The following is a 23,767-nucleotide window of genomic DNA, read 5'->3' on the forward strand; positions in this document are numbered from 1 at the left end:
ATTATGCATTAAAAGCAATTTTCAATGCTTCTCTTGTTGTTGATACGCCAATAACTTCTGTACCTTCCGGGAATTCTAAACCTTTAATATTATTTTTAGGTATGATAATACGTTTAAATCCTAATTTAGCCGCTTCTTGTACACGTTGATCAATTCTAGCAACCCTTCTTACTTCACCTGTTAAGCCAACCTCACCTACGAAACAATCATCACCTTTAGTAGGTTTATCTTGGAAACTTGAAGCTATCGCGATAACAATACTTAAATCTACTGCGGGTTCACTTAATTTTACACCACCGGCAATTTTGATATATGCGTCTTGTTGTTGTAATAAGAAATTCTCTTTCTTCTCTAATACAGCCATCAATAAGCTTAATCTATTGTGATCAATACCTGTTGCCATTCTTCGTGGATTATGAAAAGTCGTTGGCGTCACTAAAGCTTGTACTTCAACTAAAATAGGTCTCGTACCTTCCATAGTTGCCACAATAGTTGAACCCGATACATGTTTCGTTCTTTCTTCTAAGAACATTTCAGACGGATTTTTAACTTCATTAAGACCCGTTTGCTTCATTTCAAAAATACCCATTTCATTTGTCGAACCAAAACGGTTTTTAACTGCTCTTAATATTCTGTATGCATGATGTGTATCGCCTTCAAAATATAATACTGTATCAACCATATGTTCTAACAAACGTGGCCCAGCAATTTGTCCATCTTTCGTTACATGTCCTACAATAAATGTAGCAATGTTCATTTGTTTTGCGATATGCATTAAATTTTGTGTACATTCTCTAACTTGAGAAACAGAACCTGGAGCAGAAGTAACTTCAGGGTGGAAGACAGTTTGAATGGAATCTATAACTAATACATCTGGTTTTTCTTTTTGAACCATACTATGTATAATCTCTAAATTCGTTTCAGCATAAACATTTAATTCTCCTGAATCTTCAACTAATCTTTCAGCTCTTAATTTCGTTTGTCTTACAGATTCTTCACCTGAAACATATAAGACATTTTTTTGTTGAGATAAAGCCGCACAAATTTGTAATAATAATGTAGATTTACCAATACCAGGGTCACCACCAATAAGTACAAGCGAACCTTCTACAACACCGCCACCTAATACACGATTAAATTCATTGATTTTAGTCTTAATTCTAGGTGTATCTTCTTCTTTAACGTCTTTTAATTTTTCTATTTTTTGTGCGGGTACATCTGACTTGAATGTATTTTTAGGACCTTTAGTTTCTTTATGTTCTATTGATTCTTCCATTTGGTTCCATGCACCACAATTAGGGCATTTCCCCATCCATTTTGGAGATTGATATCCGCAGGCTAAACACTCAAATATTACTTTCTTTTTGGCCATTCATGTTACCTCCGTATTAATTGAATAGTTATATTTTAAACTTGACTGACATTAAAAACAAATTAATATACTTTAAAATCAATATAAAAGCCCGCAAACTATTATGATAAATAGCTTGCGGACTTATTATAATATTAAATTAACATTGTTGATTTTTAAGCTTTTGAAGTTTCTTCTGCTTCTTTATCTTCTTTATGATCTGATAAATCAAATTTAAATTCATCATCTCTATAATCTACAATGACATCTTTACCTACTAAATCTTGTCCAGATAAGATTAATTCACTTAAATTATCTTCGACGTGTTTTTGAATAGCACGTGTTAATGGTCTTGCACCATATTCTGGATCGAATCCTTCATCAGCAATTTTTTCTTGTGCTGAATCTGAAAGCGTAATGTGAATACCTTGTTCTGATAATCGTTTCGTTAAGTTACCAGCCATTTTATTCACAATTTCTTTAAGATGTGTTTTTTCAAGTTTGTGGAAGACGATAATATCATCTACACGGTTTAAGAATTCAGGTCTAAATTGTTGTTTTAATTCATCCATCATTGTTTTTCTGATAGTTTCATAATCCGGTCCACTTTCTTTAGCACCGAATCCAACAAATTTAGCATTTTGTAATTCTTGTGCACCAACGTTTGATGTCATGATAATAACAGTGTTTCTAAAGTCTACTTTACGACCTTTAGAATCTGTTAAGTGACCATCATCTAACACTTGTAACAAGATATTAAATACATCTGGATGTGCTTTTTCAATTTCGTCAAATAGGATAACTGAATATGGTTTACGTCTTACATTTTCAGTTAATTGTCCACCATCATCATGACCTACATAACCTGGAGGAGAACCTACTAAACGACTGACAGAGTGTTTCTCCATAAACTCACTCATGTCCACTCTTATCATTGCATCTTCTTCACCGAACATCGCATCAGCTAATGTACGTGCAAGTTCAGTTTTACCAACACCTGTTGGTCCTAAGAATATAAAGCTACCAATTGGTCTCTTAGGATCTTTAAGACCAGCACGAGCACGTCTTACCGCTTTAGAAATAGATTTAACTGCATCGTTTTGACCGATTACACGTTCATGTAAGATAGTTTCTAAGTTTAGTAATCTTTCTGACTCAGTTTCGTTTAATTTCGTAATTGGAATACCTGTCCAATTTGCGACAACGACTGCGATATCTTCAGCAGTTACACATGTGTTTTTCTCACCTTGAGCTTTTTTCCATTCGTTTTTAGTATCTTCTAATTGTTTTTCAAGTTTAGTTTGTTTATCTCTTAAATTAGCTGCATTTTCAAACTCTTGAGAATGTACGGCAGCATCTTTTTCTTTCTTAACTGTTTCTAATTCTGATTCAAGTTCTTTAAGACTTGGAGGTGTTGTATAGTTTCTAAGTCTTACTTTAGAACTTGCTTCATCGATTAAGTCGATTGCTTTATCAGGTAGGAATCTATCTGAAATGTAACGGTCACTCATATTAACTGCCGCTTCAATCGCTTCATCTGAAATATTAATACGGTGATGCGCTTCGTAACGATCTCTCAAACCTTTTAAAATTGAAATTGAATCTTCAGTATTTGGTTCATCAACTGTTACAGGTTGGAAACGACGTTCTAATGCTGCATCTTTTTCAATATATTTACGGTATTCATCTAATGTAGTTGCACCGATACATTGTAGTTCACCACGAGCCAATGCTGGTTTCAAGATGTTTGATGCATCGATAGCACCTTCTGCTCCACCCGCACCAATAAGTGTGTGTAACTCATCGATGAATAACACGATATTGCCTGCTTGATGAATTTCTTCCATTACTTTTTTAAGTCTTTCTTCAAATTCACCACGATATTTAGTACCTGCTACAACAGTACCCATGTCTAATGACATAACGCGTTTACCTTTTAATGTTTCTGGTACTTCGTTTTGTACGATTGCTTGTGCTAATCCTTCAACGATAGCCGTTTTACCAACACCTGGTTCACCGATTAATACTGGATTGTTTTTAGTTCTTCTACTTAACACTTCAATGACACGTGTAATTTCATCTGAACGACCAACTACTGGATCTAACGTACCATCTTGCGCAATGACTGTTAAGTCTCTTGCTAATCCATCTAAAGTTGGTGTTGCTTGATTTTTAGTCGTTTGAGCATTTTTTGAACCTTGCTCTGGACTGCCTAATGATTTAACGACTTGTGCTCTTGCTTTAGTGATATTCAAATCTAAATTGGCAAATACACGTGCTGCCACACCTTCGTTCTCACGAATTAATCCTAATAATAGATGTTCTGTTCCAACAAATGTATGGTTTAACTTTCTCGCTTCATCCATTGAAAGTTCAATCACTTTTTTAGCTCTTGGTGTGTAATGAATCGCACCAACTTGTTCTTGACCTTGGCCAATTAAATTTTCAACTTCTTTTGTTACTTTTTCTTCAGTAATACCAAAAGCATCTAGCACTTTAGCTGCTATGCCTTCAGGTTCTTTCATTAAACCTAATAATAAATGTTCCGTACCTATATTTGAATGATTCAATCTCATTGCTTCTTCTTGTGCATGCGCTAATACGCGTTGCGCACGTTCTGTTAATCTACCAAATAGCATAAACTAACCTCCTATTTTATATATGTTCTCTTAAAAAGGTTGCTCTTTGTTCATCTACAGATTGTTCCGAGTCATTACCTTCAAAGAATGGTGTTTGTATTGTAACCATTAAATTATCAAAATTAAAGTTATTACTCTCGATATGTCCTAAATCTATCCCTAGTTTCATTTCACTTAACCTTAATGAAGCTTCTTCAACAGATATTAATTGTGCAGATTTCAATATACCTTTCGCACGATGAACCCTGTCTTTTGTTTCCATATGATTAAAACGATCAAGTCGATGTCTAATTTGTTCTTCTTCACTAATGATTTGTTCAACAATTTGCGTTAAATCTTCAATGATTTCTTCTTCAGTCTTACCAAGTGTTAATTGATTGGATATTTGATAAACATGACCAAGTGCGCCTGTACCTTCACCATAAATACCTCGAATAGTATATCCAAATCTATTAATAGCTTGTCCTATTCTCTTCATACGTTTCATAATGCTTAATCCTGGTAAGTGCAACATAACACTCGCTCTTAATCCTGTTCCAATGTTTGTTGGACAAGTCGTTAAAAATCCGTGTTGTTCATCATATGAAATTGTTAGATGTTTATCAAGCTCATCATCTAATTTAGATGCCGTTTCATACAACTCGTTTAGCACGAGGTTGTGACCCATAACTTGTATTCTAACGTGATCTTCTTCGTTGATCATAACGCTTGTTGATTCATCATCATTTAATAATACTGCACCAAATTTCTGTTTTGTCAGTGCTGGGCTAATGAGATGCTTGAATACGAGTTTATTCTGATCAAGTTCACTTAAATCTGATAACTTCGTCAATTTCAATTCTGATAATGCTTTACTCACTTTTTCTATTACTTTATTCCCTGTTTCGTCATCTTCTTCATATTTGAGCGGATGAACTTCGTCTTGAAGGTTACGTGCAAGTCTTATTCTAGAACTCATGACAATTGGCGTATCTTCTGTTTCTTTCATCCAATCGCTAATATGTTCATTCATATGCTCTTCCATTTACTCGACCTCACCTTCTGCTTTCAATGCTTTAATTTCATCTCTTAGAACAGCTGCATCTTCAAAGGCTTGCTCTTCAATTAAGCCTTGTAGTATTTTTTCTTTTTCAGCAATTTGTTGTTTGAGTTGTATTTTACTTCTTGAAGATACAGGTATTTTACCTGTATGCGCCCCACTGCCCGCTTGAACTCTTCTAATAATTTGCGGTACATCATCTTTAAAAGTTTCATAGCAGTCATGACAACCAAACTTACCAACTTTAGCAATATCTGTTAAAGTCATGCCACAAGTAGGACAGTGCTTTTCTTCTTGTGGTTGAACTTGTTTAAAGTTAATACCATGTTTACCTACTAAATATTGTAGAAATTGGTTCACAACAAATTCTTGGTCCAAATTTTGATCACTCATATGATCATCTTGGAAATAAAAATGTTCTGAAGCACAGTTTTTACATATCCATTGTTCTGTTTTATGTTTCTTACCTGTTGATGTTAATTGAATTGTTGCTTCTTCTTTACCACAAATTTCACAAAGCATACTGTCACTCCTTTTTAACTATAATGTATGACGGCAAGTATACGTTTCAATATATTTGCTCGAATAATATCTCTATATGGTATTTCTATTTGCAATGTATCTCTATGAAGCGTTTGAACAATCATTTTTTTCTCTCTATCTGTAATTAAGTCATTTTCATACAAACCATCCACAATTCTAAATGCATTTGCTTGTGAGATTTGATCACCTGTCAATTCAATTAGATGTCTAATGAATGCTGATTGACTATTCGTTTCAACTTTTGAAATACGAATGTAACCACCACCGCCTCTTTTACTTTCAATAGCGTATCCGTGCTCATTTGTAAATCTTGTTTTTATAACATAGTTTAATTGGGAAGGTACACAATCAAACTTTTCAGCAATATGTGCACGTTTAATTTCAACGACATCTCCTTGAGCCTCCTCTAGCAATTGCTTTAAGTATTGCTCAATGATATCCGACATGTTGTGCATTAATTCATCACCTCTTTTGACCTTCTTTGACTATATTATATGTTCTGTTGTTTATTATTTCAATTAATTTGTTTCTTTAAAAATTTTAAAAATTTTATACCGCTTTCAAAAGAAATAAGTTATCATATAAAGTAGGTTATGATTGAGTATAAACGAAGGGAAAGGTGTGTCAATTATGCATTATATTATCGGGATTATCGGTATCTTATTATTCCTATTTCTAGCATGGTTAGTAAGCTCTGATAAAATGCGTGTTAGATGGCAGTATATAGGATTAATGATCGTAATCCAGTTTATATTTGCTTTCTTATTATTAAAAACAACAGGTGGATTAACTATCATAGGTGGTATTTCAAGTGGTTTTGGCTACATCATAGCAAAAGCTATGGAAGGGATAAACTTCGTGTTTGCGGGTATTGCAAATATCGATCCTAAGACAGATAAGCCTGTTTCAGTTTATTTCCTTAACGTATTAATGCCAATTGTGTTTGTATCAGCACTTATCGGTATTTTACAATATCTTAAAATCTTACCTCTTATCATTAAATATTTAGGTTTAGTCATTTCTAAAGTTAATGGTATGGGTAAATTAGAATCATATAATGCGGTCGCATCTGCAATTTTAGGTCAATCAGAAGTGTTTATTTCTATCAAAAAACAACTTCCATTAATTCCTAAACATCGTATGTATACATTAACAGCTTCAGCTATGTCTACAATATCTGCATCAATCGTTGGTGCATATTTTACGATGGTTGAACCGAGATACGTTGTAACAGCTATCGTATTAAACTTATTTGGTGGATTTATTATGGCATCAATTATTAATCCATATACAGTAGATCCAAAAGAAGACGACATCATGATTCAAGAATCGGAAGAAAAACAATCATTCTTCGAAATGTTAGGTGAATATATTTTAGATGGTTTCAAAGTTGCCGTTATCGTAGCAGCAATGTTAATCGGTTATGTTGCATTAATCGGACTATTAAATGGTGTTACGTCTAACATTTTAAGTTTCGTTTCTGGCGGTTCAGTATCATGGGACTTCCAAACATTAATCGGTTTTGTATTTGCACCATTTGCCTTCTTAACAGGGGTTCCTTGGGCAGATGCAGTACAATCAGGTAGTATTATGGCTACTAAAGTTCTTTCAAATGAATTTGTTGCGATGGGTATTTTACCTGATGCAGATATTTCAGAAAGAGCAAATGGTATCATTTCAGTATTCTTAGTTTCATTCGCAAACTTTGGTTCTATTGGTATCATCGCGGGTGCTGTTAAATCATTAAATGATAAACAAGGGGATAATGTCGCACGCTTCGGTATTAAATTATTATACGGTGCAACATTAGTATCATTCTTATCAGCTACAATCGCAGGATTTTTCTTATAATAAATAGAAGCAGTCTACAGAACAATAATCGTTCTGTAGACTGCTTTTTTGTTTGTTATACTTGTTCTGTTTGATATTGTTTTACGATTTCTTCAATGAAATACGCCATAATTTTGTAGTCTTCAGTAAGTTCCGGATGGAATGAAATACCTAAGTATTGATTTTGTCTTACAGCTACAATTCTATCTTCAACCTTAGATAATACCTCAACACCTTCATGAGCTGATTGTATATGAGGTGCACGTATAAATACTGCATTAACCGCTTCTTCAATACCTTTAACATTTAAATCTTGTTCAAAGCTATCTACTTGTCTACCAAATGAATTTCTCTCAACAACAACATTCAATTTATTTAAATGACTTTCTTGACCTACTACTTCTTTTGCTAAAAGTATCAACCCAGCACAAGTTCCATACATAGGTAATGAACTATTTCTAAGTGCTTCAGTAAAGCCGTATAAATCCATTAAACGACGCATAGTCGTTGATTCTCCACCAGGTAAGACTAAACCATCAATTTCATCTAATTGCTCTACATGCTTAATTGTAATACCTTCATGGCCAGCTTTTTCAATATGCTTAATATGTTCTCTTACAGCACCTTGTAAACCTAGGACACCTATCTTCATATTACCATCCACGCTCTTGCATACGTTCTTCTAATGATAATTGATTGATGTCTAAACCTTTCATAGCTGGCCCTAATTCTTTAGACAATTCAGCAATTAATTTATAATCTTGATAATGTGTAGTTGCTTGAACAATTGCTTTAGCAAATTTTTCTGGTGCTTCAGATTTAAAGATACCAGATCCAACGAATACACCATCAGCGCCTAATTCCATCATTAATGCAGCATCAGCTGGCGTTGCAACCCCACCTGCTGCAAAGTTTACAACTGGTAAACGACCTAAATCTTTAATTTCTTTCAATATTTCATATGGTGCACCAATATTTTTAGCTTCAGTCATAATTTCGTCGTCACTCATCACAACTAATTTACGCACTTCTGCATTCACTTGTCTCATATGACGAACTGCTTCTACTATATTACCAGTTCCTGGTTCACCTTTCGTACGTAACATTGCAGCACCTTCACCAATTCTACGTGCAGCCTCACCTAAATTACGGCAACCACAAACAAATGGCACTGTAAATTCATCTTTTTTCAAATGATATTCTTCATCAGCTGGTGTTAGCACTTCTGACTCATCAATATAATCTACGCCCATTGATTCCAATACGCGTGCTTCTGTGATATGACCAATTCTACCTTTAGCCATAACAGGAATAGATACAGCATTCATAACTTCTTCTACAATACGTGGGTCAGCCATTCTTGCTACCCCACCTGCTGCTCTAATATCAGATGGTACGCGTTCTAATGCCATTACAGCAACAGCACCTGCTTCTTCAGCTAATTTAGCTTGTTCGGCATTAACCACATCCATGATTACGCCACCTTTTTGCATTTCTGCCATACCTCTTTTAACTTTATCTGAACCAGTAATTTTTGACATCGAAAAACTTCCTCCTTTTAAATCGCTTACTAGTAGGTTATACTAAATTCTGAACTGGTAAAAGAGTCAGATTTATCAAATAATTAGTGGTCAGTTTTGAGGTGAATAAAATGGAAATGCTCATGTTCGATATCAATAGAAAGATTAATACGCCTATATACATACAATTATATGAAAATATTAAAAAGAATATTATTAACGACGTTATGAGATATAACGAGAAATTACCTTCAAAAAGGCAATTAAGTCATTATTTATCGGTTAGTCAAACAACGATAGAACACGCTTATCAACTACTTTGCGATGAAGGTTACATCTATAGTAAAAATCGTTCTGGCTTTTATATTAATGACATCGTTAATCTACCGGTAACCTATAAAACAAAAATCCCTGAATCCCACTACATAGAAGAACAAAAGTATCAATATAGCTTTAAACTAGGTGCAATAGACAAAACGCATTTCCCAAATGACCTTTTTAGAAAATACGCTAAAGAAGCATTTGATGAACAACAAATAGATTTATTAGATAGTGGCCATAAGCAAGGTGATTTTAATTTAAGAAAAGAAATCAGCTATTATGTCTTTCATAGTCGTGGCGTAAATTGTTCTCCAGATCAAATTGTCGTTGGGTCGTCAACAGAGCAGCTATTATCCATTATTACGGATATCATTTCAGAGTCTAAATATATGATAGAAGACCCTCTATATAAACAAGTAAGAGATTTATTAAAAAGAAAACATATCCCATTTGACTTTATTCCAGTTATGCAAAATGGGATTGATATAGAACAAATTATCAAGACGGATAGTGATGTTGTGTATATTACACCTAGTCATCAATTTCCAACTGGTGTCATTATGGACTTAAAACGACGAACACAACTCATTAAATGGGCTTCAGAACAAGACAATCGTTTTATTATTGAAGATGACTATGATTCAGAGTTTAGATATAGTGGAAGACCGATACCAGCACTACAAAGTTTAGATCATTCAGGTAGCGTCATCTATGTCAGTACTTTCTCTAAATCTATTTCGCCTTCGTTGCGTGTAGCATATGCTGTACTTCCAAAAAATTTAATTGCTTTATATCACAAAAAGACAAACATAGAAGGTGGCACCGTTCCAAGACATACACAATATATGTTAGCTAGATTTATGAATGAAGGACATTTCGAAAGACATTTGAATCGCATGAGAAAAATTTATCGAACTAAAAGAGATATTATACTCGAACAACTCAAAAAATATCCTGAAACCTTTTCTATTTCAGGGGAATTAACGGGAATGCATTTTATATTAAATGTTCATAATGGTCTATCTTTAGAAGAATGTATAAGAAGAATTGAAGCATGCAATATCGATATTAATCCCCTCTCTCATTATCGCTTTAAACAAACTGACGAGAAACCCCACTTTGTTCTTGGATTTGGTGGAATTAATATTGAAGATGCTGAAGCACATATTAATAGTTTAATAGAATGTTTAACCAAATAAAAAAAGACTTCATTGCGAAGTCTTTTTTATTTGGTATGACTTAAACTTTGTAATTTCATTAATTCATTTCTAATGCTTGTATATTCTTTTAATTCTGGTAAATCAATTTTTTCATAGTCTGCATTAAAGACCACTTTTTTACAAATATTCTCATATGTCGTTAAATAAAGTCCTAAGTTATGATCTGATAGCGTCGTAATCTTACCTTGTGCATAAGCTCTTTCTAACGTAAATGCTAATTGTTCAACTGTAAATATAATCGGATAAACATATTCAATCTTTTTAACTTTGTTATCCATTTCATTCAATGCAGCTTGGTACATTGCTTTTGTATTCATGATCTCAGTGTGTAAATCTGTGATAACTTTTGATTTTGCAATATTATGATGATACTTATTAGAAGAAAATATTGCATGAAACAAACTTGCTTGTAGTTTTAACGTATTATTAATCGTCTTAGGTAATTTTTTAGACGCTTGATTTCTTCCTACTATCAGTACACCAATTAAACCTATTACTGAACCTATTACTACATCAACAATTCTTGGCATCACTAAATATGTATCGAAATGTTGTGTGATTGCTGCTGACATTAAAAGAACATTAGGCGTGATAAATGTGACTGCAATTGTATAATTAAATGCGATTAATAACTCAGCTGTTCCCATCAAAATCGCCATTAATATGACAATAGTCCAAGTATTAGGCTCGAATGCTAAAATTAAAATTGCGACTAACATACCAGTAATTGTACCTACTGTTCTTTGCAGTGCTCTTTGTATTGTAGTTAGTGATGATGAACCTAATAATACAGAACAACAAGATATTGGTATCCAATAAGCTCTTTCAAACCCCATACCAAATGCAATGATAACTGAAGTAAATAATATAATTCCATATTGCATAGAAGACATTAAAACTAAAGAATCTCTTGATAAATTTTCTTTAATAATTCTGGAGTACATCGGTTTTCTATAAATAATTTGTTTATCAAATTGTAAATTCTTATCGTTAAGTATCATGACTGTATCATTAATTAATTCTGCTAATGAATTTATGTAAGAGCTCTCTCCATCATATTCAATCGGTACATAATGAGTCGATTCATTTTCTGCAATTCTAAGCTGAATATAAGTCAGTGCTTCACTTATTTCTTTTGGTAACACTTCATAACCTTGTGAAGATAATTCTAAACAAGCAGACCATATAGCTTCAGCACGTCCTTTTAACTGCAACATTCTATTATAACCATGCGTTTTATTCCAAAAAGCATTAGCTGTCGTCAAAGTATTTGTTGCATGATGTATCGCATTTAAAGTATTACTACGTGCATCATCAAATTTTTTCCCACTAAAATTCTCAGTTAAAAATGCTAAATTTTTATAAATATTTGATACACTTTCAGCTTCCGGCTTTTTATGATTAAACATTGCATCAACTATTACAACAATTGTACTAACAATACCACCACATAAAACAAGTAATCCTCTATTCAGGAAATCCTCAGGCATAATTGGCATAATAGAAGCTACACTATATGTAAGTACAAAAAATAGAGAAGAAGGTCCAGGTATCTGAAAAGCTTTTAAAACAAAATGACCTACCATCCCTATGAGCCCTAAAACTAATGCATATAAAAATGGAATGGTGATTGTAATCGTTCCTAACATGATACAAATACTTAATACTATAGACACAGTTATAACTTTTCTAATTCGTGAAGGATATGATCCATTAATAATATAGATATTACTAAATGATCCTAATAAAGCAGTTAGTCCTAGATCGAATCTTCCAAATAATACACTTCCAGCTAAAATGATAAAAACAATAATAGCTTGCATAAATGCTTTTTTAGTTGCAAGATTATTTTTATTCACTTTAAACATCACATCAAAATATTTTTTCATGTTATATCTCCTTTCACAATTTTCAAGCAAAAAAAAGAGACCTAACAGGTCTCGAGTGCGGCTCATCGCATCCATTTATAAATATTTGCCCGGCAACGTCCTACTCTCGCGGAACGTAAGCCCAACTACCATCGGCGCTAAAGAGCTTAACTTCTGTGTTCGGCATGGGAACAGGTGTGACCTCTTTGCTATCGTCACCAGACAAATAGTAATAACTTATGATGAATGTATTGTACATTCAAAACTAGATAGTAAGCAGATTTTACGGCTAAAACCGATTTAAAATTTGATTAAGTCTTCGATCGATTAGTATTCGTCAGCTACACACATTACTGCGCTTACACCCCGAACCTATTAACCTCATCATCTTTGAGGGATCTTATAACCGAAGTTGGGAAATCTCATCTTGAGGGGGGCTTCATGCTTAGATGCTTTCAGCACTTATCCCGTCCATACATAGCTACCCAGCTATGCCGCTGGCGCGACAACTGGTACACCAGAGGTATGTCCATCCCGGTCCTCTCGTACTAAGGACAGCTCCTCTCAAATTTCCTACGCCCACGACGGATAGGGACCGAACTGTCTCACGACGTTCTGAACCCAGCTCGCGTACCGCTTTAATGGGCGAACAGCCCAACCCTTGGGACCGACTACAGCCCCAGGATGCGATGAGCCGACATCGAGGTGCCAAACCTCCCCGTCGATGTGAACTCTTGGGGGAGATAAGCCTGTTATCCCCGGGGTAGCTTTTATCCGTTGAGCGATGGCCCTTCCATGCGGAACCACCGGATCACTAAGTCCGTCTTTCGACCCTGCTCGACTTGTAGGTCTCGCAGTCAAGCTCCCTTGTGCCTTTACACTCTGCGAATGATTTCCAACCATTCTGAGGGAACCTTTGAGCGCCTCCGTTACTCTTTAGGAGGCGACCGCCCCAGTCAAACTGCCCGCCTGACACTGTCTCCCACCATGATCAAATGGTGCGGGTTAGAAAGTCAACACAGCCAGGGTAGTATCCCACCAGCGCCTCCACGTAAGCTAGCGCTCACGTTTCAAAGGCTCCTACCTATCCTGTACAAGCTGTGCCAAATTTCAATATCAGGCTACAGTAAAGCTCCACGGGGTCTTTCCGTCCTGTCGCGGGTAACCTGCATCTTCACAGGTACTATGATTTCACCGAGTCTCTCGTTGAGACAGTGCCCAAATCGTTACGCCTTTCGTGCGGGTCGGAACTTACCCGACAAGGAATTTCGCTACCTTAGGACCGTTATAGTTACGGCCGCCGTTTACTGGGGCTTCGATTCGTAGCTTCGCAGAAGCTAACCACTCCTCTTAACCTTCCAGCACCGGGCAGGCGTCAGCCCCTATACATCACCTTACGGTTTAGCAGAGACCTGTGTTTTTGATAAACAGTCGCTTGGGCCTATTCACTGCGGCTCTTCAAGGCTTGCACCCTAAAAAGCACCCCTTCTCCCGAAGTTACGGGGTCATTTTGCCGAGTTCCTTAACGAGAGTTCGCTCGCTCACCTTAGAATTCTCATCTTGACTACCTGTGTCGGTTTGCGGTACGGGCACCTATTTTCTAACTAGAGGCTTTTCTTGGCAGTGTGAAATCAACGACTCGTCGGATACATGATCCAACTCCCCATCACAACTCAACCTTACGAGTGCCGGATTTGCCTAACACTCAGTCTTATTGCTTGGACGTGCACTCCAACAGCACGCTTCGCCTATCCTACTGCGTCCCCCCATCGTTCAAACAATCATAGGTGGTACAGGAATATCTACCTGTTATCCATCGCCTACGCCTATCGGCCTCGGCTTAGGTCCCGACTAACCCAGAGCGGACGAGCCTTCCTCTGGAAACCTTAGTCAATCGGTGGATGGGATTCTCACCCATCTTTCGCTACTCACACCGGCATTCTCACTTCTAAACATTCCACATGTCCTTACGATCATGCTTCGACACGTTTAGAACGCTCTCCTACCATTATCCTTACGGATAATCCACAGCTTCGGTAATATGTTTAGCCCCGGTACATTTTCGGCGCAGTGTCACTCGACTAGTGAGCTATTACGCACTCTTTAAATGATGGCTGCTTCTAAGCCAACATCCTAGTTGTCTGGGCAACGCCACATCCTTTTCCACTTAACATATATTTTGGGACCTTAGCTGGTGGTCTGGGCTGTTTCCCTTTCGACTACGGACCTTATCACCCATAGTCTGACTCCCAAGTTAAATTATTTGGCATTCGGAGTTTGTCTGAATTCGGTAACCCGAGAGGGGCCCCTCGTCCAAACAGTGCTCTACCTCCAATAATCATCACTTGAGGCTAGCCCTAAAGCTATTTCGGAGAGAACCAGCTATCTCCAAGTTCGATTGGAATTTCTCCGCTACCCACACCTCATCCGCTCACTTTTCAACGTAAGTCGGTTCGGTCCTCCATTCAGTGTTACCTGAACTTCAACCTGGACATGGGTAGATCACTTGGTTTCGGGTCTACGACCAGATACTCATTCGCCCTATTCAGACTCGCTTTCGCTACGGCTCCACATTTACTGCTTAACCTTGCATCAAATCGTAACTCGCCGGTTCATTCTACAAAAGGCACGCCATCACCCATTAACGGGCTCTGACTATTTGTAAGCACACGGTTTCAGGTTCTATTTCACTCCCCTTCCGGGGTGCTTTTCACCTTTCCCTCACGGTACTGGTTCACTATCGGTCACTAGAGAGTATTTAGCCTTGGGAGATGGTCCTCCCAGATTCCGACGGAATTTCACGTGTTCCGCCGTACTCAGGATCCACTCAGGAGAGAAATGACTTTCGACTACAGGACCTTTACCTTCTATGGTTGGCTTTTCCAAAACCATTCGTCTAATCATTTCCTTTGTAACTCCGTATTGAGTGTCCTACAACCCCAATAGGCAAGCCTATTGGTTTGGGCTCTTCCCGTTTCGCTCGCCGCTACTCAGGGAATCGAGTTTTCTTTCTCTTCCTCCGGGTACTAAGATGTTTCAGTTCTCCGGGTGTGCCTTCTCACATACTATGTATTCATATGCGGATAACATGACATAACTCATGCTGGGTTTCCCCATTCGGAAATCTCTGGATCAAAGCGTACTTACAGCTCCCCAAAGCATATCGTCGTTAGTAACGTCCTTCTTCGGCTTCTAGTGCCAAGGCATCCACCGTGCGCCCTTAATAACTTAATCTATATTTCCTTATACATAACGTTTAAGAAAATAACTGTTATTAATCTGTGATGTCGTCTATAAAGACGACGCGCGATTATTAAGCTTGTTGAATTTCGTTAGAAATTCACTCGGTTTTTTGCTTGGTAAAATCTATTGCTTACTTATCTAGTTTTCAATGTGCAATTAAAAATGGTGGGCCTAAATGGACTCGAACCATCGACCTCACGCTTATCAGGCGTGCGCTCTAACCAGCTGAGCTATAGGCCCATTCTTAAGTTGAATGTTATAAACATTCAAAACTGAATACAATATGTCTCCGTTATTCCATGACCTAATGGTCATTCCGTAATATCCTTAGAAAGGAGGTGATCCAGCCGCACCTTCCGATACGGCTACCTTGTTACGACTTCACCCCAATCATTTGTCCCACCTTCGACGGCTAGCTCCTAAAAGGTTACTCCACCGGCTTCGGGTGTTACAAACTCTCGTGGTGTGACGGGCGGTGTGTACAAGACCCGGGAACGTATTCACCGTAGCATGCTGATCTACGATTACTAGCGATTCCAGCTTCATGTAGTCGAGTTGCAGACTACAATCCGAACTGAGAATAATTTTATGGGATTTGCTTGGCCTCGCGGATTCGCTGCCCTTTGTATTATCCATTGTAGCACGTGTGTAGCCCAAATCATAAGGGGCATGATGATTTGACGTCATCCCCACCTTCCTCCGGTTTGTCACCGGCAGTCAACCTAGAGTGCCCAACTTAATGATGGCAACTAAGCTTAAGGGTTGCGCTCGTTGCGGGACTTAACCCAACATCTCACGACACGAGCTGACGACAACCATGCACCACCTGTCACTTTGTCCCCCGAAGGGGAAGACTCTATCTCTAGAGCGGTCAAAGGATGTCAAGATTTGGTAAGGTTCTTCGCGTTGCTTCGAATTAAACCACATGCTCCACCGCTTGTGCGGGTCCCCGTCAATTCCTTTGAGTTTCAACCTTGCGGTCGTACTCCCCAGGCGGAGTGCTTAATGCGTTAGCTGCAGCACTAAGGGGCGGAAACCCCCTAACACTTAGCACTCATCGTTTACGGCGTGGACTACCAGGGTATCTAATCCTGTTTGATCCCCACGCTTTCGCACATCAGCGTCAGTTACAGACCAGAGAGCCGCCTTCGCCACTGGTGTTCCTCCATATCTCTGCGCATTTCACCGCTACACATGGAATTCCACTCTCCTCTTCTGCACTCAAGTTTCCCAGTTTCCAATGACCCTCCACGGTTGAGCCGTGGGCTTTCACATCAGACTTAAGAAACCGCCTACGCGCGCTTTACGCCCAATAATTCCGGATAACGCTTGCCACCTACGTATTACCGCGGCTGCTGGCACGTAGTTAGCCGTGGCTTTCTGGTTAGGTACCGTCAAGACTTGTTCAGTTACTAACAAATTTGTTCTTCCCTAACAACAGAGTTTTACGATCCGAAGACCTTCATCACTCACGCGGCGTTGCTCCGTCAGGCTTTCGCCCATTGCGGAAGATTCCCTACTGCTGCCTCCCGTAGGAGTCTGGACCGTGTCTCAGTTCCAGTGTGGCCGATCACCCTCTCAGGTCGGCTACGTATCGTCGCCTTGGTAAGCCGTTACCTTACCAACTAGCTAATACGGCGCGGGTCCATCTATAAGTGACAGCCGAAACCGTCTTTCACTATTGAACCATGCGGTTCAAAATATTATCCGGTATTAGCCCCGGTTTCCCGGAGTTATCCCAGTCTTATAGGTAGGTTACCCACGTGTTACTCACCCGTCCGCCGCTAACATCAGAGAAGCAAGCTTCTCATCTGTTCGCTCGACTTGCATGTATTAGGCACGCCGCCAGCGTTCATCCTGAGCCAGGATCAAACTCTCCATAAAAGAAGTAAGCTTGATAAGCTCATTTTTGATTGGTTAAGCCAATCACTCTGAAGTACTTTCAGTACTCAATTATTGGAATTAACGTTGACATATTGTCATTCAGTTTTCAATGTTCATTTTGTCTCACAAGAAACTATTATACACTTGTTATATTCTTGTGTCAACATTTAATTCAATTTATTTTTCAAGAAAATTTCAAGAAAAAAAGACCCAAGGGTCAAAATCGAATTTTGCCCGGCAACGTCCTACTCTCGCGGAACGTAAGCCCAACTACCATCGGCGCTAAAGAGCTTAACTTCTGTGTTCGGCATGGGAACAGGTGTGACCTCTTTGCTATCGTCACCAGACAAATAGTAATAACTTATGATGAATGTATTGTACATTCAAAACTAGATAGTAAGCAGATTTTACGGCTAAAACCGATTTAAAATTTGATTAAGTCTTCGATCGATTAGTATTCGTCAGCTACACACATTACTGCGCTTACACCCCGAACCTATTAACCTCATCATCTTTGAGGGATCTTATAACCGAAGTTGGGAAATCTCATCTTGAGGGGGGCTTCATGCTTAGATGCTTTCAGCACTTATCCCGTCCATACATAGCTACCCAGCTATGCCGCTGGCGCGACAACTGGTACACCAGAGGTATGTCCATCCCGGTCCTCTCGTACTAAGGACAGCTCCTCTCAAATTTCCTACGCCCACGACGGATAGGGACCGAACTGTCTCACGACGTTCTGAACCCAGCTCGCGTACCGCTTTAATGGGCGAACAGCCCAACCCTTGGGACCGACTACAGCCCCAGGATGCGATGAGCCGACATCGAGGTGCCAAACCTCCCCGTCGATGTGAACTCTTGGGGGAGATAAGCCTGTTATCCCCGGGGTAGCTTTTATCCGTTGAGCGATGGCCCTTCCATGCGGAACCACCGGATCACTAAGTCCGTCTTTCGACCCTGCTCGACTTGTAGGTCTCGCAGTCAAGCTCCCTTGTGCCTTTACACTCTGCGAATGATTTCCAACCATTCTGAGGGAACCTTTGAGCGCCTCCGTTACTCTTTAGGAGGCGACCGCCCCAGTCAAACTGCCCGCCTGACACTGTCTCCCACCATGATCAAATGGTGCGGGTTAGAAAGTCAACACAGCCAGGGTAGTATCCCACCAGCGCCTCCACGTAAGCTAGCGCTCACGTTTCAAAGGCTCCTACCTATCCTGTACAAGCTGTGCCAAATTTCAATATCAGGCTACAGTAAAGCTCCACGGGGTCTTTCCGTCCTGTCGCGGGTAACCTGCATCTTCACAGGTACTATGATTTCACCGAGTCTCTCGTTGAGACAGTGCCCAAATCGTTACGCCTTTCGTGCGGGTCGGAACTTACCCGACAAGGAATTTCGCTACCTTAGGACCGTTATAGTTACGGCCGCCGTTTACTGGGGCTTCGATTCGTAGCTTCGCAGAAGCTAACCACTCCTCTTAACCTTCCAGCACCGGGCAGGCGTCAGCCCCTATACATCACCTTACGGTTTAGCAGAGACCTGTGTTTTTGATAAACAGTCGCTTGGGCCTATTCACTGCGGCTCTTCAAGGCTTGCACCCTAAAAAGCACCCCTTCTCCCGAAGTTACGGGGTCATTTTGCCGAGTTCCTTAACGAGAGTTCGCTCGCTCACCTTAGAATTCTCATCTTGACTACCTGTGTCGGTTTGCGGTACGGGCACCTATTTTCTAACTAGAGGCTTTTCTTGGCAGTGTGAAATCAACGACTCGTCGGATACATGATCCAACTCCCCATCACAACTCAACCTTACGAGTGCCGGATTTGCCTAACACTCAGTCTTATTGCTTGGACGTGCACTCCAACAGCACGCTTCGCCTATCCTACTGCGTCCCCCCATCGTTCAAACAATCATAGGTGGTACAGGAATATCTACCTGTTATCCATCGCCTACGCCTATCGGCCTCGGCTTAGGTCCCGACTAACCCAGAGCGGACGAGCCTTCCTCTGGAAACCTTAGTCAATCGGTGGATGGGATTCTCACCCATCTTTCGCTACTCACACCGGCATTCTCACTTCTAAACATTCCACATGTCCTTACGATCATGCTTCGACACGTTTAGAACGCTCTCCTACCATTATCCTTACGGATAATCCACAGCTTCGGTAATATGTTTAGCCCCGGTACATTTTCGGCGCAGTGTCACTCGACTAGTGAGCTATTACGCACTCTTTAAATGATGGCTGCTTCTAAGCCAACATCCTAGTTGTCTGGGCAACGCCACATCCTTTTCCACTTAACATATATTTTGGGACCTTAGCTGGTGGTCTGGGCTGTTTCCCTTTCGACTACGGACCTTATCACCCATAGTCTGACTCCCAAGTTAAATTATTTGGCATTCGGAGTTTGTCTGAATTCGGTAACCCGAGAGGGGCCCCTCGTCCAAACAGTGCTCTACCTCCAATAATCATCACTTGAGGCTAGCCCTAAAGCTATTTCGGAGAGAACCAGCTATCTCCAAGTTCGATTGGAATTTCTCCGCTACCCACACCTCATCCGCTCACTTTTCAACGTAAGTCGGTTCGGTCCTCCATTCAGTGTTACCTGAACTTCAACCTGGACATGGGTAGATCACTTGGTTTCGGGTCTACGACCAGATACTCATTCGCCCTATTCAGACTCGCTTTCGCTACGGCTCCACATTTACTGCTTAACCTTGCATCAAATCGTAACTCGCCGGTTCATTCTACAAAAGGCACGCCATCACCCATTAACGGGCTCTGACTATTTGTAAGCACACGGTTTCAGGTTCTATTTCACTCCCCTTCCGGGGTGCTTTTCACCTTTCCCTCACGGTACTGGTTCACTATCGGTCACTAGAGAGTATTTAGCCTTGGGAGATGGTCCTCCCAGATTCCGACGGAATTTCACGTGTTCCGCCGTACTCAGGATCCACTCAGGAGAGAAATGACTTTCGACTACAGGACCTTTACCTTCTATGGTTGGCTTTTCCAAAACCATTCGTCTAATCATTTCCTTTGTAACTCCGTATTGAGTGTCCTACAACCCCAATAGGCAAGCCTATTGGTTTGGGCTCTTCCCGTTTCGCTCGCCGCTACTCAGGGAATCGAGTTTTCTTTCTCTTCCTCCGGGTACTAAGATGTTTCAGTTCTCCGGGTGTGCCTTCTCACATACTATGTATTCATATGCGGATAACATGACATAACTCATGCTGGGTTTCCCCATTCGGAAATCTCTGGATCAAAGCGTACTTACAGCTCCCCAAAGCATATCGTCGTTAGTAACGTCCTTCTTCGGCTTCTAGTGCCAAGGCATCCACCGTGCGCCCTTAATAACTTAATCGTGTAAAAGCTTGGTCAAACGTTCGCATCTTTCCTTGATTCATGAATCTCTTGTTCATTTACAAAAGTAAACATCACTTCGTGATTCATTTCATCTCATCACCTTCAAACGCTTTCAGGCGCTTTTAAGTGAGATGCTTGTTTACCAGTTTTACGAGTTATTAATCTGTGATGTCGTCTATAAAGACGACGCGCGATTATTAAGCTTGTTGAATTTCGTTAGAAATTCACTCGGTTTTTTGCTTGGTAAAATCTATTGCTTACTTATCTAGTTTTCAATGTGCAATGTTGAATGTTATAAACATTCAAAACTGAATACAATATGTCTCCGTTATTCCATGACCTAATGGTCATTCCGTAATATCCTTAGAAAGGAGGTGATCCAGCCGCACCTTCCGATACGGCTACCTTGTTACGACTTCACCCCAATCATTTGTCCCACCTTCGACGGCTAGCTCCTAAAAGGTTACTCCACCGGCTTCGGGTGTTACAAACTCTCGTGGTGTGACGGGCGGTGTGTACAAGACCCGGGAACGTATTCACCGTAGCATGCTGATCTACGATTACTAGCGATTCCAGCTTCATGTAGTCGAGTTGCAGACTACAATCCGAACTGAGAATAATTTTATGGGATTTGCTTGGCCTCGCGGATTCGCTGCCCTTTGTATTATCCATTGTAGCACGTGTGTAGCCCAAATCATAAGGGGCATGATGATTTGACGTCATCCCCACCTTCCTCCGGTTTGTCACCGGCAGTCAACCTAGAGTGCCCAACTTAATGATGGCAACTAAGCTTAAGGGTTGCGCTCGTTGCGGGACTTAACCCAACATCTCACGACACGAGCTGACGACAACCATGCACCACCTGTCACTTTGTCCCCCGAAGGGGAAGACTCTATCTCTAGAGCGGTCAAAGGATGTCAAGATTTGGTAAGGTTCTTCGCGTTGCTTCGAATTAAACCACATGCTCCACCGCTTGTGCGGGTCCCCGTCAATTCCTTTGAGTTTCAACCTTGCGGTCGTACTCCCCAGGCGGAGTGCTTAATGCGTTAGCTGCAGCACTAAGGGGCGGAAACCCCCTAACACTTAGCACTCATCGTTTACGGCGTGGACTACCAGGGTATCTAATCCTGTTTGATCCCCACGCTTTCGCACATCAGCGTCAGTTACAGACCAGAGAGCCGCCTTCGCCACTGGTGTTCCTCCATATCTCTGCGCATTTCACCGCTACACATGGAATTCCACTCTCCTCTTCTGCACTCAAGTTTCCCAGTTTCCAATGACCCTCCACGGTTGAGCCGTGGGCTTTCACATCAGACTTAAGAAACCGCCTACGCGCGCTTTACGCCCAATAATTCCGGATAACGCTTGCCACCTACGTATTACCGCGGCTGCTGGCACGTAGTTAGCCGTGGCTTTCTGGTTAGGTACCGTCAAGACTTGTTCAGTTACTAACAAATTTGTTCTTCCCTAACAACAGAGTTTTACGATCCGAAGACCTTCATCACTCACGCGGCGTTGCTCCGTCAGGCTTTCGCCCATTGCGGAAGATTCCCTACTGCTGCCTCCCGTAGGAGTCTGGACCGTGTCTCAGTTCCAGTGTGGCCGATCACCCTCTCAGGTCGGCTACGTATCGTCGCCTTGGTAAGCCATTACCTTACCAACTAGCTAATACGGCGCGGGTCCATCTATAAGTGACAGCCGAAACCGTCTTTCACTATTGAACCATGCGGTTCAAAATATTATCCGGTATTAGCCCCGGTTTCCCGGAGTTATCCCAGTCTTATAGGTAGGTTACCCACGTGTTACTCACCCGTCCGCCGCTAACATCAGAGAAGCAAGCTTCTCATCTGTTCGCTCGACTTGCATGTATTAGGCACGCCGCCAGCGTTCATCCTGAGCCAGGATCAAACTCTCCATAAAAGAAGAAGTAAGCTTGATAAGCTCATTTTTGATTGGTTAAGCCAATCAATCTGAAGTACTTTTAGTACTCAATTATTGGAATTAACGTTGACATATTGTCATTCAGTTTTCAATGTTCATAATCTATTTTTAAATGGTGGAGACTAGCGGGATCGAACCGCTGACCTCCTGCGTGCAAAGCAGGCGCTCTCCCATCTGAGCTAAGCCCCCATAAGTATTAATAGAAGTCGGGAAGACAGGATTCGAACCTGCGACCCCTTGGTCCCAAACCAAGTGCTCTACCAAGCTGAGCTACTTCCCGTTATTTAAAATGGCGCGCCCGAGAGGAGTCGAACCCCTAGCCTCTTGATCCGTAGTCAAACGCTCTATCCAATTGAGCTACGGGCGCAAAAACAAAAATGGTGCCGAGGACCGGAATCGAACCGGTACGGTAATCACTTACCGCAGGATTTTAAGTCCTGTGCGTCTGCCAGTTCCGCCACCCCGGCAAGAAAAAATAAAAATGGAGCGGAAGACGGGATTCGAACCCGCGACCCCAACCTTGGCAAGGTTGTATTCTACCGCTGAACTACTTCCGCTAAATAATTATTTTTATATATAGTATATTTAAAATGGTGAGCCATAGAGGATTCGAACCTCTGACCCTCTGATTAAAAGTCAGATGCTCTACCAACTGAGCTAATGGCTCTAAAACATGGTGCCGGCCAGAGGACTTGAACCCCCAACCTACTGATTACAAGTCAGTTGCTCTACCAGTTGAGCTAGGCCGGCAAAAATGGTGGAGAATGACGGGTTCGAACCGCCGACCCTCTGCTTGTAAGGCAGATGCTCTCCCAGCTGAGCTAATTCTCCAATTAACAATATCGCCCGGCAACGTCCTACTCTCGCGGAACGTAAGCCCAACTACCATCGGCGCTAAAGAGCTTAACTTCTGTGTTCGGCATGGGAACAGGTGTGACCTCTTTGCTATCGCCACCAGACAATGTTGTTTCGTTTTTGTCTTACCTTATATATTATAAAGAATTCATC

At 40.5% G+C, this 23,767-nt stretch carries 10 protein-coding genes, 9 tRNA genes and 7 rRNA genes; 2 read left to right on the forward strand and 24 right to left on the reverse strand.

Annotated features, from left to right (window positions below; all coding sequences use genetic code 11):
- Nucleotide 1: 1 nt before the first annotated feature.
- From radA to MHH94_RS13475, 5 genes are all read right to left on the reverse strand, one after another.
- On the reverse strand, nt 2-1,372 hold the full coding sequence (gene radA / locus MHH94_RS13455; RefSeq protein WP_025904845.1) for a DNA repair protein RadA: 1,371 nt from the start codon (nt 1,370-1,372) through the stop codon (nt 2-4).
- A gap of 155 nt (nt 1,373-1,527) precedes the next feature.
- On the reverse strand, nt 1,528-3,990 hold the full coding sequence (locus MHH94_RS13460) for an ATP-dependent Clp protease ATP-binding subunit (protein WP_058590882.1): 2,463 nt from the start codon (nt 3,988-3,990) through the stop codon (nt 1,528-1,530).
- A 16-nt stretch (nt 3,991-4,006) separates the two neighbouring features.
- Nucleotides 4,007-5,014: a protein arginine kinase gene (locus MHH94_RS13465; RefSeq protein WP_058590883.1), complete on the reverse strand. Its 1,008-nt coding sequence runs from the start codon at nt 5,012-5,014 to the stop codon at nt 4,007-4,009.
- On the reverse strand, nt 5,015-5,551 hold the full coding sequence (locus MHH94_RS13470; RefSeq protein WP_058590884.1) for a UvrB/UvrC motif-containing protein: 537 nt from the start codon (nt 5,549-5,551) through the stop codon (nt 5,015-5,017).
- A gap of 14 nt (nt 5,552-5,565) precedes the next feature.
- Nucleotides 5,566-6,027, reverse strand: a complete 462-nt coding sequence (locus MHH94_RS13475) for a CtsR family transcriptional regulator (protein ID WP_025904841.1) — start codon at nt 6,025-6,027, stop codon at nt 5,566-5,568.
- A 175-nt stretch (nt 6,028-6,202) separates the two neighbouring features.
- On the opposite strand from MHH94_RS13475, the gene MHH94_RS13480 reads away from it, so the two are divergent.
- Nucleotides 6,203-7,423 carry a NupC/NupG family nucleoside CNT transporter gene (locus MHH94_RS13480; RefSeq protein WP_025904840.1) on the forward strand — a complete coding sequence of 407 codons (1,221 nt, stop codon included), beginning with the start codon at nt 6,203-6,205 and terminating at the stop codon, nt 7,421-7,423.
- A gap of 55 nt (nt 7,424-7,478) precedes the next feature.
- Here MHH94_RS13480 and pdxT read toward each other — a convergent pair whose 3' ends face one another.
- On the reverse strand, nt 7,479-8,054 hold the full coding sequence (pdxT, locus tag MHH94_RS13485) for a pyridoxal 5'-phosphate synthase glutaminase subunit PdxT (RefSeq protein ID WP_048541331.1): 576 nt from the start codon (nt 8,052-8,054) through the stop codon (nt 7,479-7,481).
- Between the two features lies 1 nt (nt 8,055).
- A complete protein-coding gene (pdxS, locus tag MHH94_RS13490; RefSeq protein WP_058590885.1) occupies nt 8,056-8,943 on the reverse strand; it encodes a pyridoxal 5'-phosphate synthase lyase subunit PdxS in 888 nt (295 codons plus the stop codon).
- Between the two features lie 110 nt (nt 8,944-9,053).
- Here pdxS and pdxR point away from each other — a divergent pair, with 110 nt between their 5' ends.
- The gene (pdxR, locus tag MHH94_RS13495; protein WP_325958033.1) at nt 9,054-10,442 is read left to right on the forward strand and encodes a MocR-like pyridoxine biosynthesis transcription factor PdxR; all 1,389 of its coding nucleotides are present in this window, start codon (nt 9,054-9,056) and stop codon (nt 10,440-10,442) included.
- Nucleotides 10,443-10,468: 26 nt separating this feature from the next.
- On the opposite strand, the gene MHH94_RS13500 is transcribed toward pdxR, so the two are convergent.
- The 17 genes from MHH94_RS13500 to rrf (MHH94_RS13580) form a co-directional block, all read right to left on the reverse strand.
- Nucleotides 10,469-12,352 carry an FUSC family protein gene (locus MHH94_RS13500; protein WP_106417389.1) on the reverse strand — a complete coding sequence of 628 codons (1,884 nt, stop codon included), beginning with the start codon at nt 12,350-12,352 and terminating at the stop codon, nt 10,469-10,471.
- A gap of 87 nt (nt 12,353-12,439) precedes the next feature.
- Nucleotides 12,440-12,554 (reverse strand): 5S ribosomal RNA (gene rrf / locus MHH94_RS13505).
- An 84-nt stretch (nt 12,555-12,638) separates the two neighbouring features.
- Nucleotides 12,639-15,565, reverse strand: a 23S ribosomal RNA gene (locus MHH94_RS13510).
- Between the two features lie 172 nt (nt 15,566-15,737).
- Nucleotides 15,738-15,814, reverse strand: a tRNA-Ile gene (locus MHH94_RS13515).
- 91 nt (nt 15,815-15,905) lie between these two features.
- Nucleotides 15,906-17,458, reverse strand: a 16S ribosomal RNA gene (locus tag MHH94_RS13520).
- A gap of 232 nt (nt 17,459-17,690) precedes the next feature.
- A 5S ribosomal RNA gene (gene rrf, locus MHH94_RS13525) occupies nt 17,691-17,805 on the reverse strand.
- Nucleotides 17,806-17,889: 84 nt separating this feature from the next.
- Nucleotides 17,890-20,816, reverse strand: a 23S ribosomal RNA gene (locus tag MHH94_RS13530).
- 369 nt (nt 20,817-21,185) lie between these two features.
- A 16S ribosomal RNA gene (locus tag MHH94_RS13535) occupies nt 21,186-22,738 on the reverse strand.
- Nucleotides 22,739-22,872: 134 nt separating this feature from the next.
- A tRNA-Ala gene (locus MHH94_RS13540) sits at nt 22,873-22,948 on the reverse strand.
- A 17-nt stretch (nt 22,949-22,965) separates the two neighbouring features.
- Nucleotides 22,966-23,039 (reverse strand) — tRNA-Pro (locus tag MHH94_RS13545).
- 10 nt (nt 23,040-23,049) lie between these two features.
- Nucleotides 23,050-23,126: transfer RNA gene (locus MHH94_RS13550), tRNA-Arg, on the reverse strand.
- An 11-nt stretch (nt 23,127-23,137) separates the two neighbouring features.
- Nucleotides 23,138-23,226 (reverse strand) — tRNA-Leu (locus MHH94_RS13555).
- Nucleotides 23,227-23,241: 15 nt separating this feature from the next.
- Nucleotides 23,242-23,316, reverse strand: a tRNA-Gly gene (locus tag MHH94_RS13560).
- A 34-nt stretch (nt 23,317-23,350) separates the two neighbouring features.
- Nucleotides 23,351-23,426: transfer RNA gene (locus MHH94_RS13565), tRNA-Lys, on the reverse strand.
- Between the two features lie 7 nt (nt 23,427-23,433).
- Nucleotides 23,434-23,509: transfer RNA gene (locus tag MHH94_RS13570), tRNA-Thr, on the reverse strand.
- Nucleotides 23,510-23,514: 5 nt separating this feature from the next.
- Nucleotides 23,515-23,590 (reverse strand) — tRNA-Val (locus tag MHH94_RS13575).
- 13 nt (nt 23,591-23,603) lie between these two features.
- Nucleotides 23,604-23,718 (reverse strand): 5S ribosomal RNA (gene rrf, locus MHH94_RS13580).
- Together the 16S, 23S and 5S rRNA genes with 9 tRNA genes alongside form the textbook arrangement of a ribosomal RNA operon.
- Nucleotides 23,719-23,767: the final 49 nt, after the last annotated feature.

The organism is Mammaliicoccus sp. FSL K6-3158 (assembly GCF_038005105.1).
Lineage (GTDB): Bacteria > Bacillota > Bacilli > Staphylococcales > Staphylococcaceae > Mammaliicoccus > Mammaliicoccus sciuri.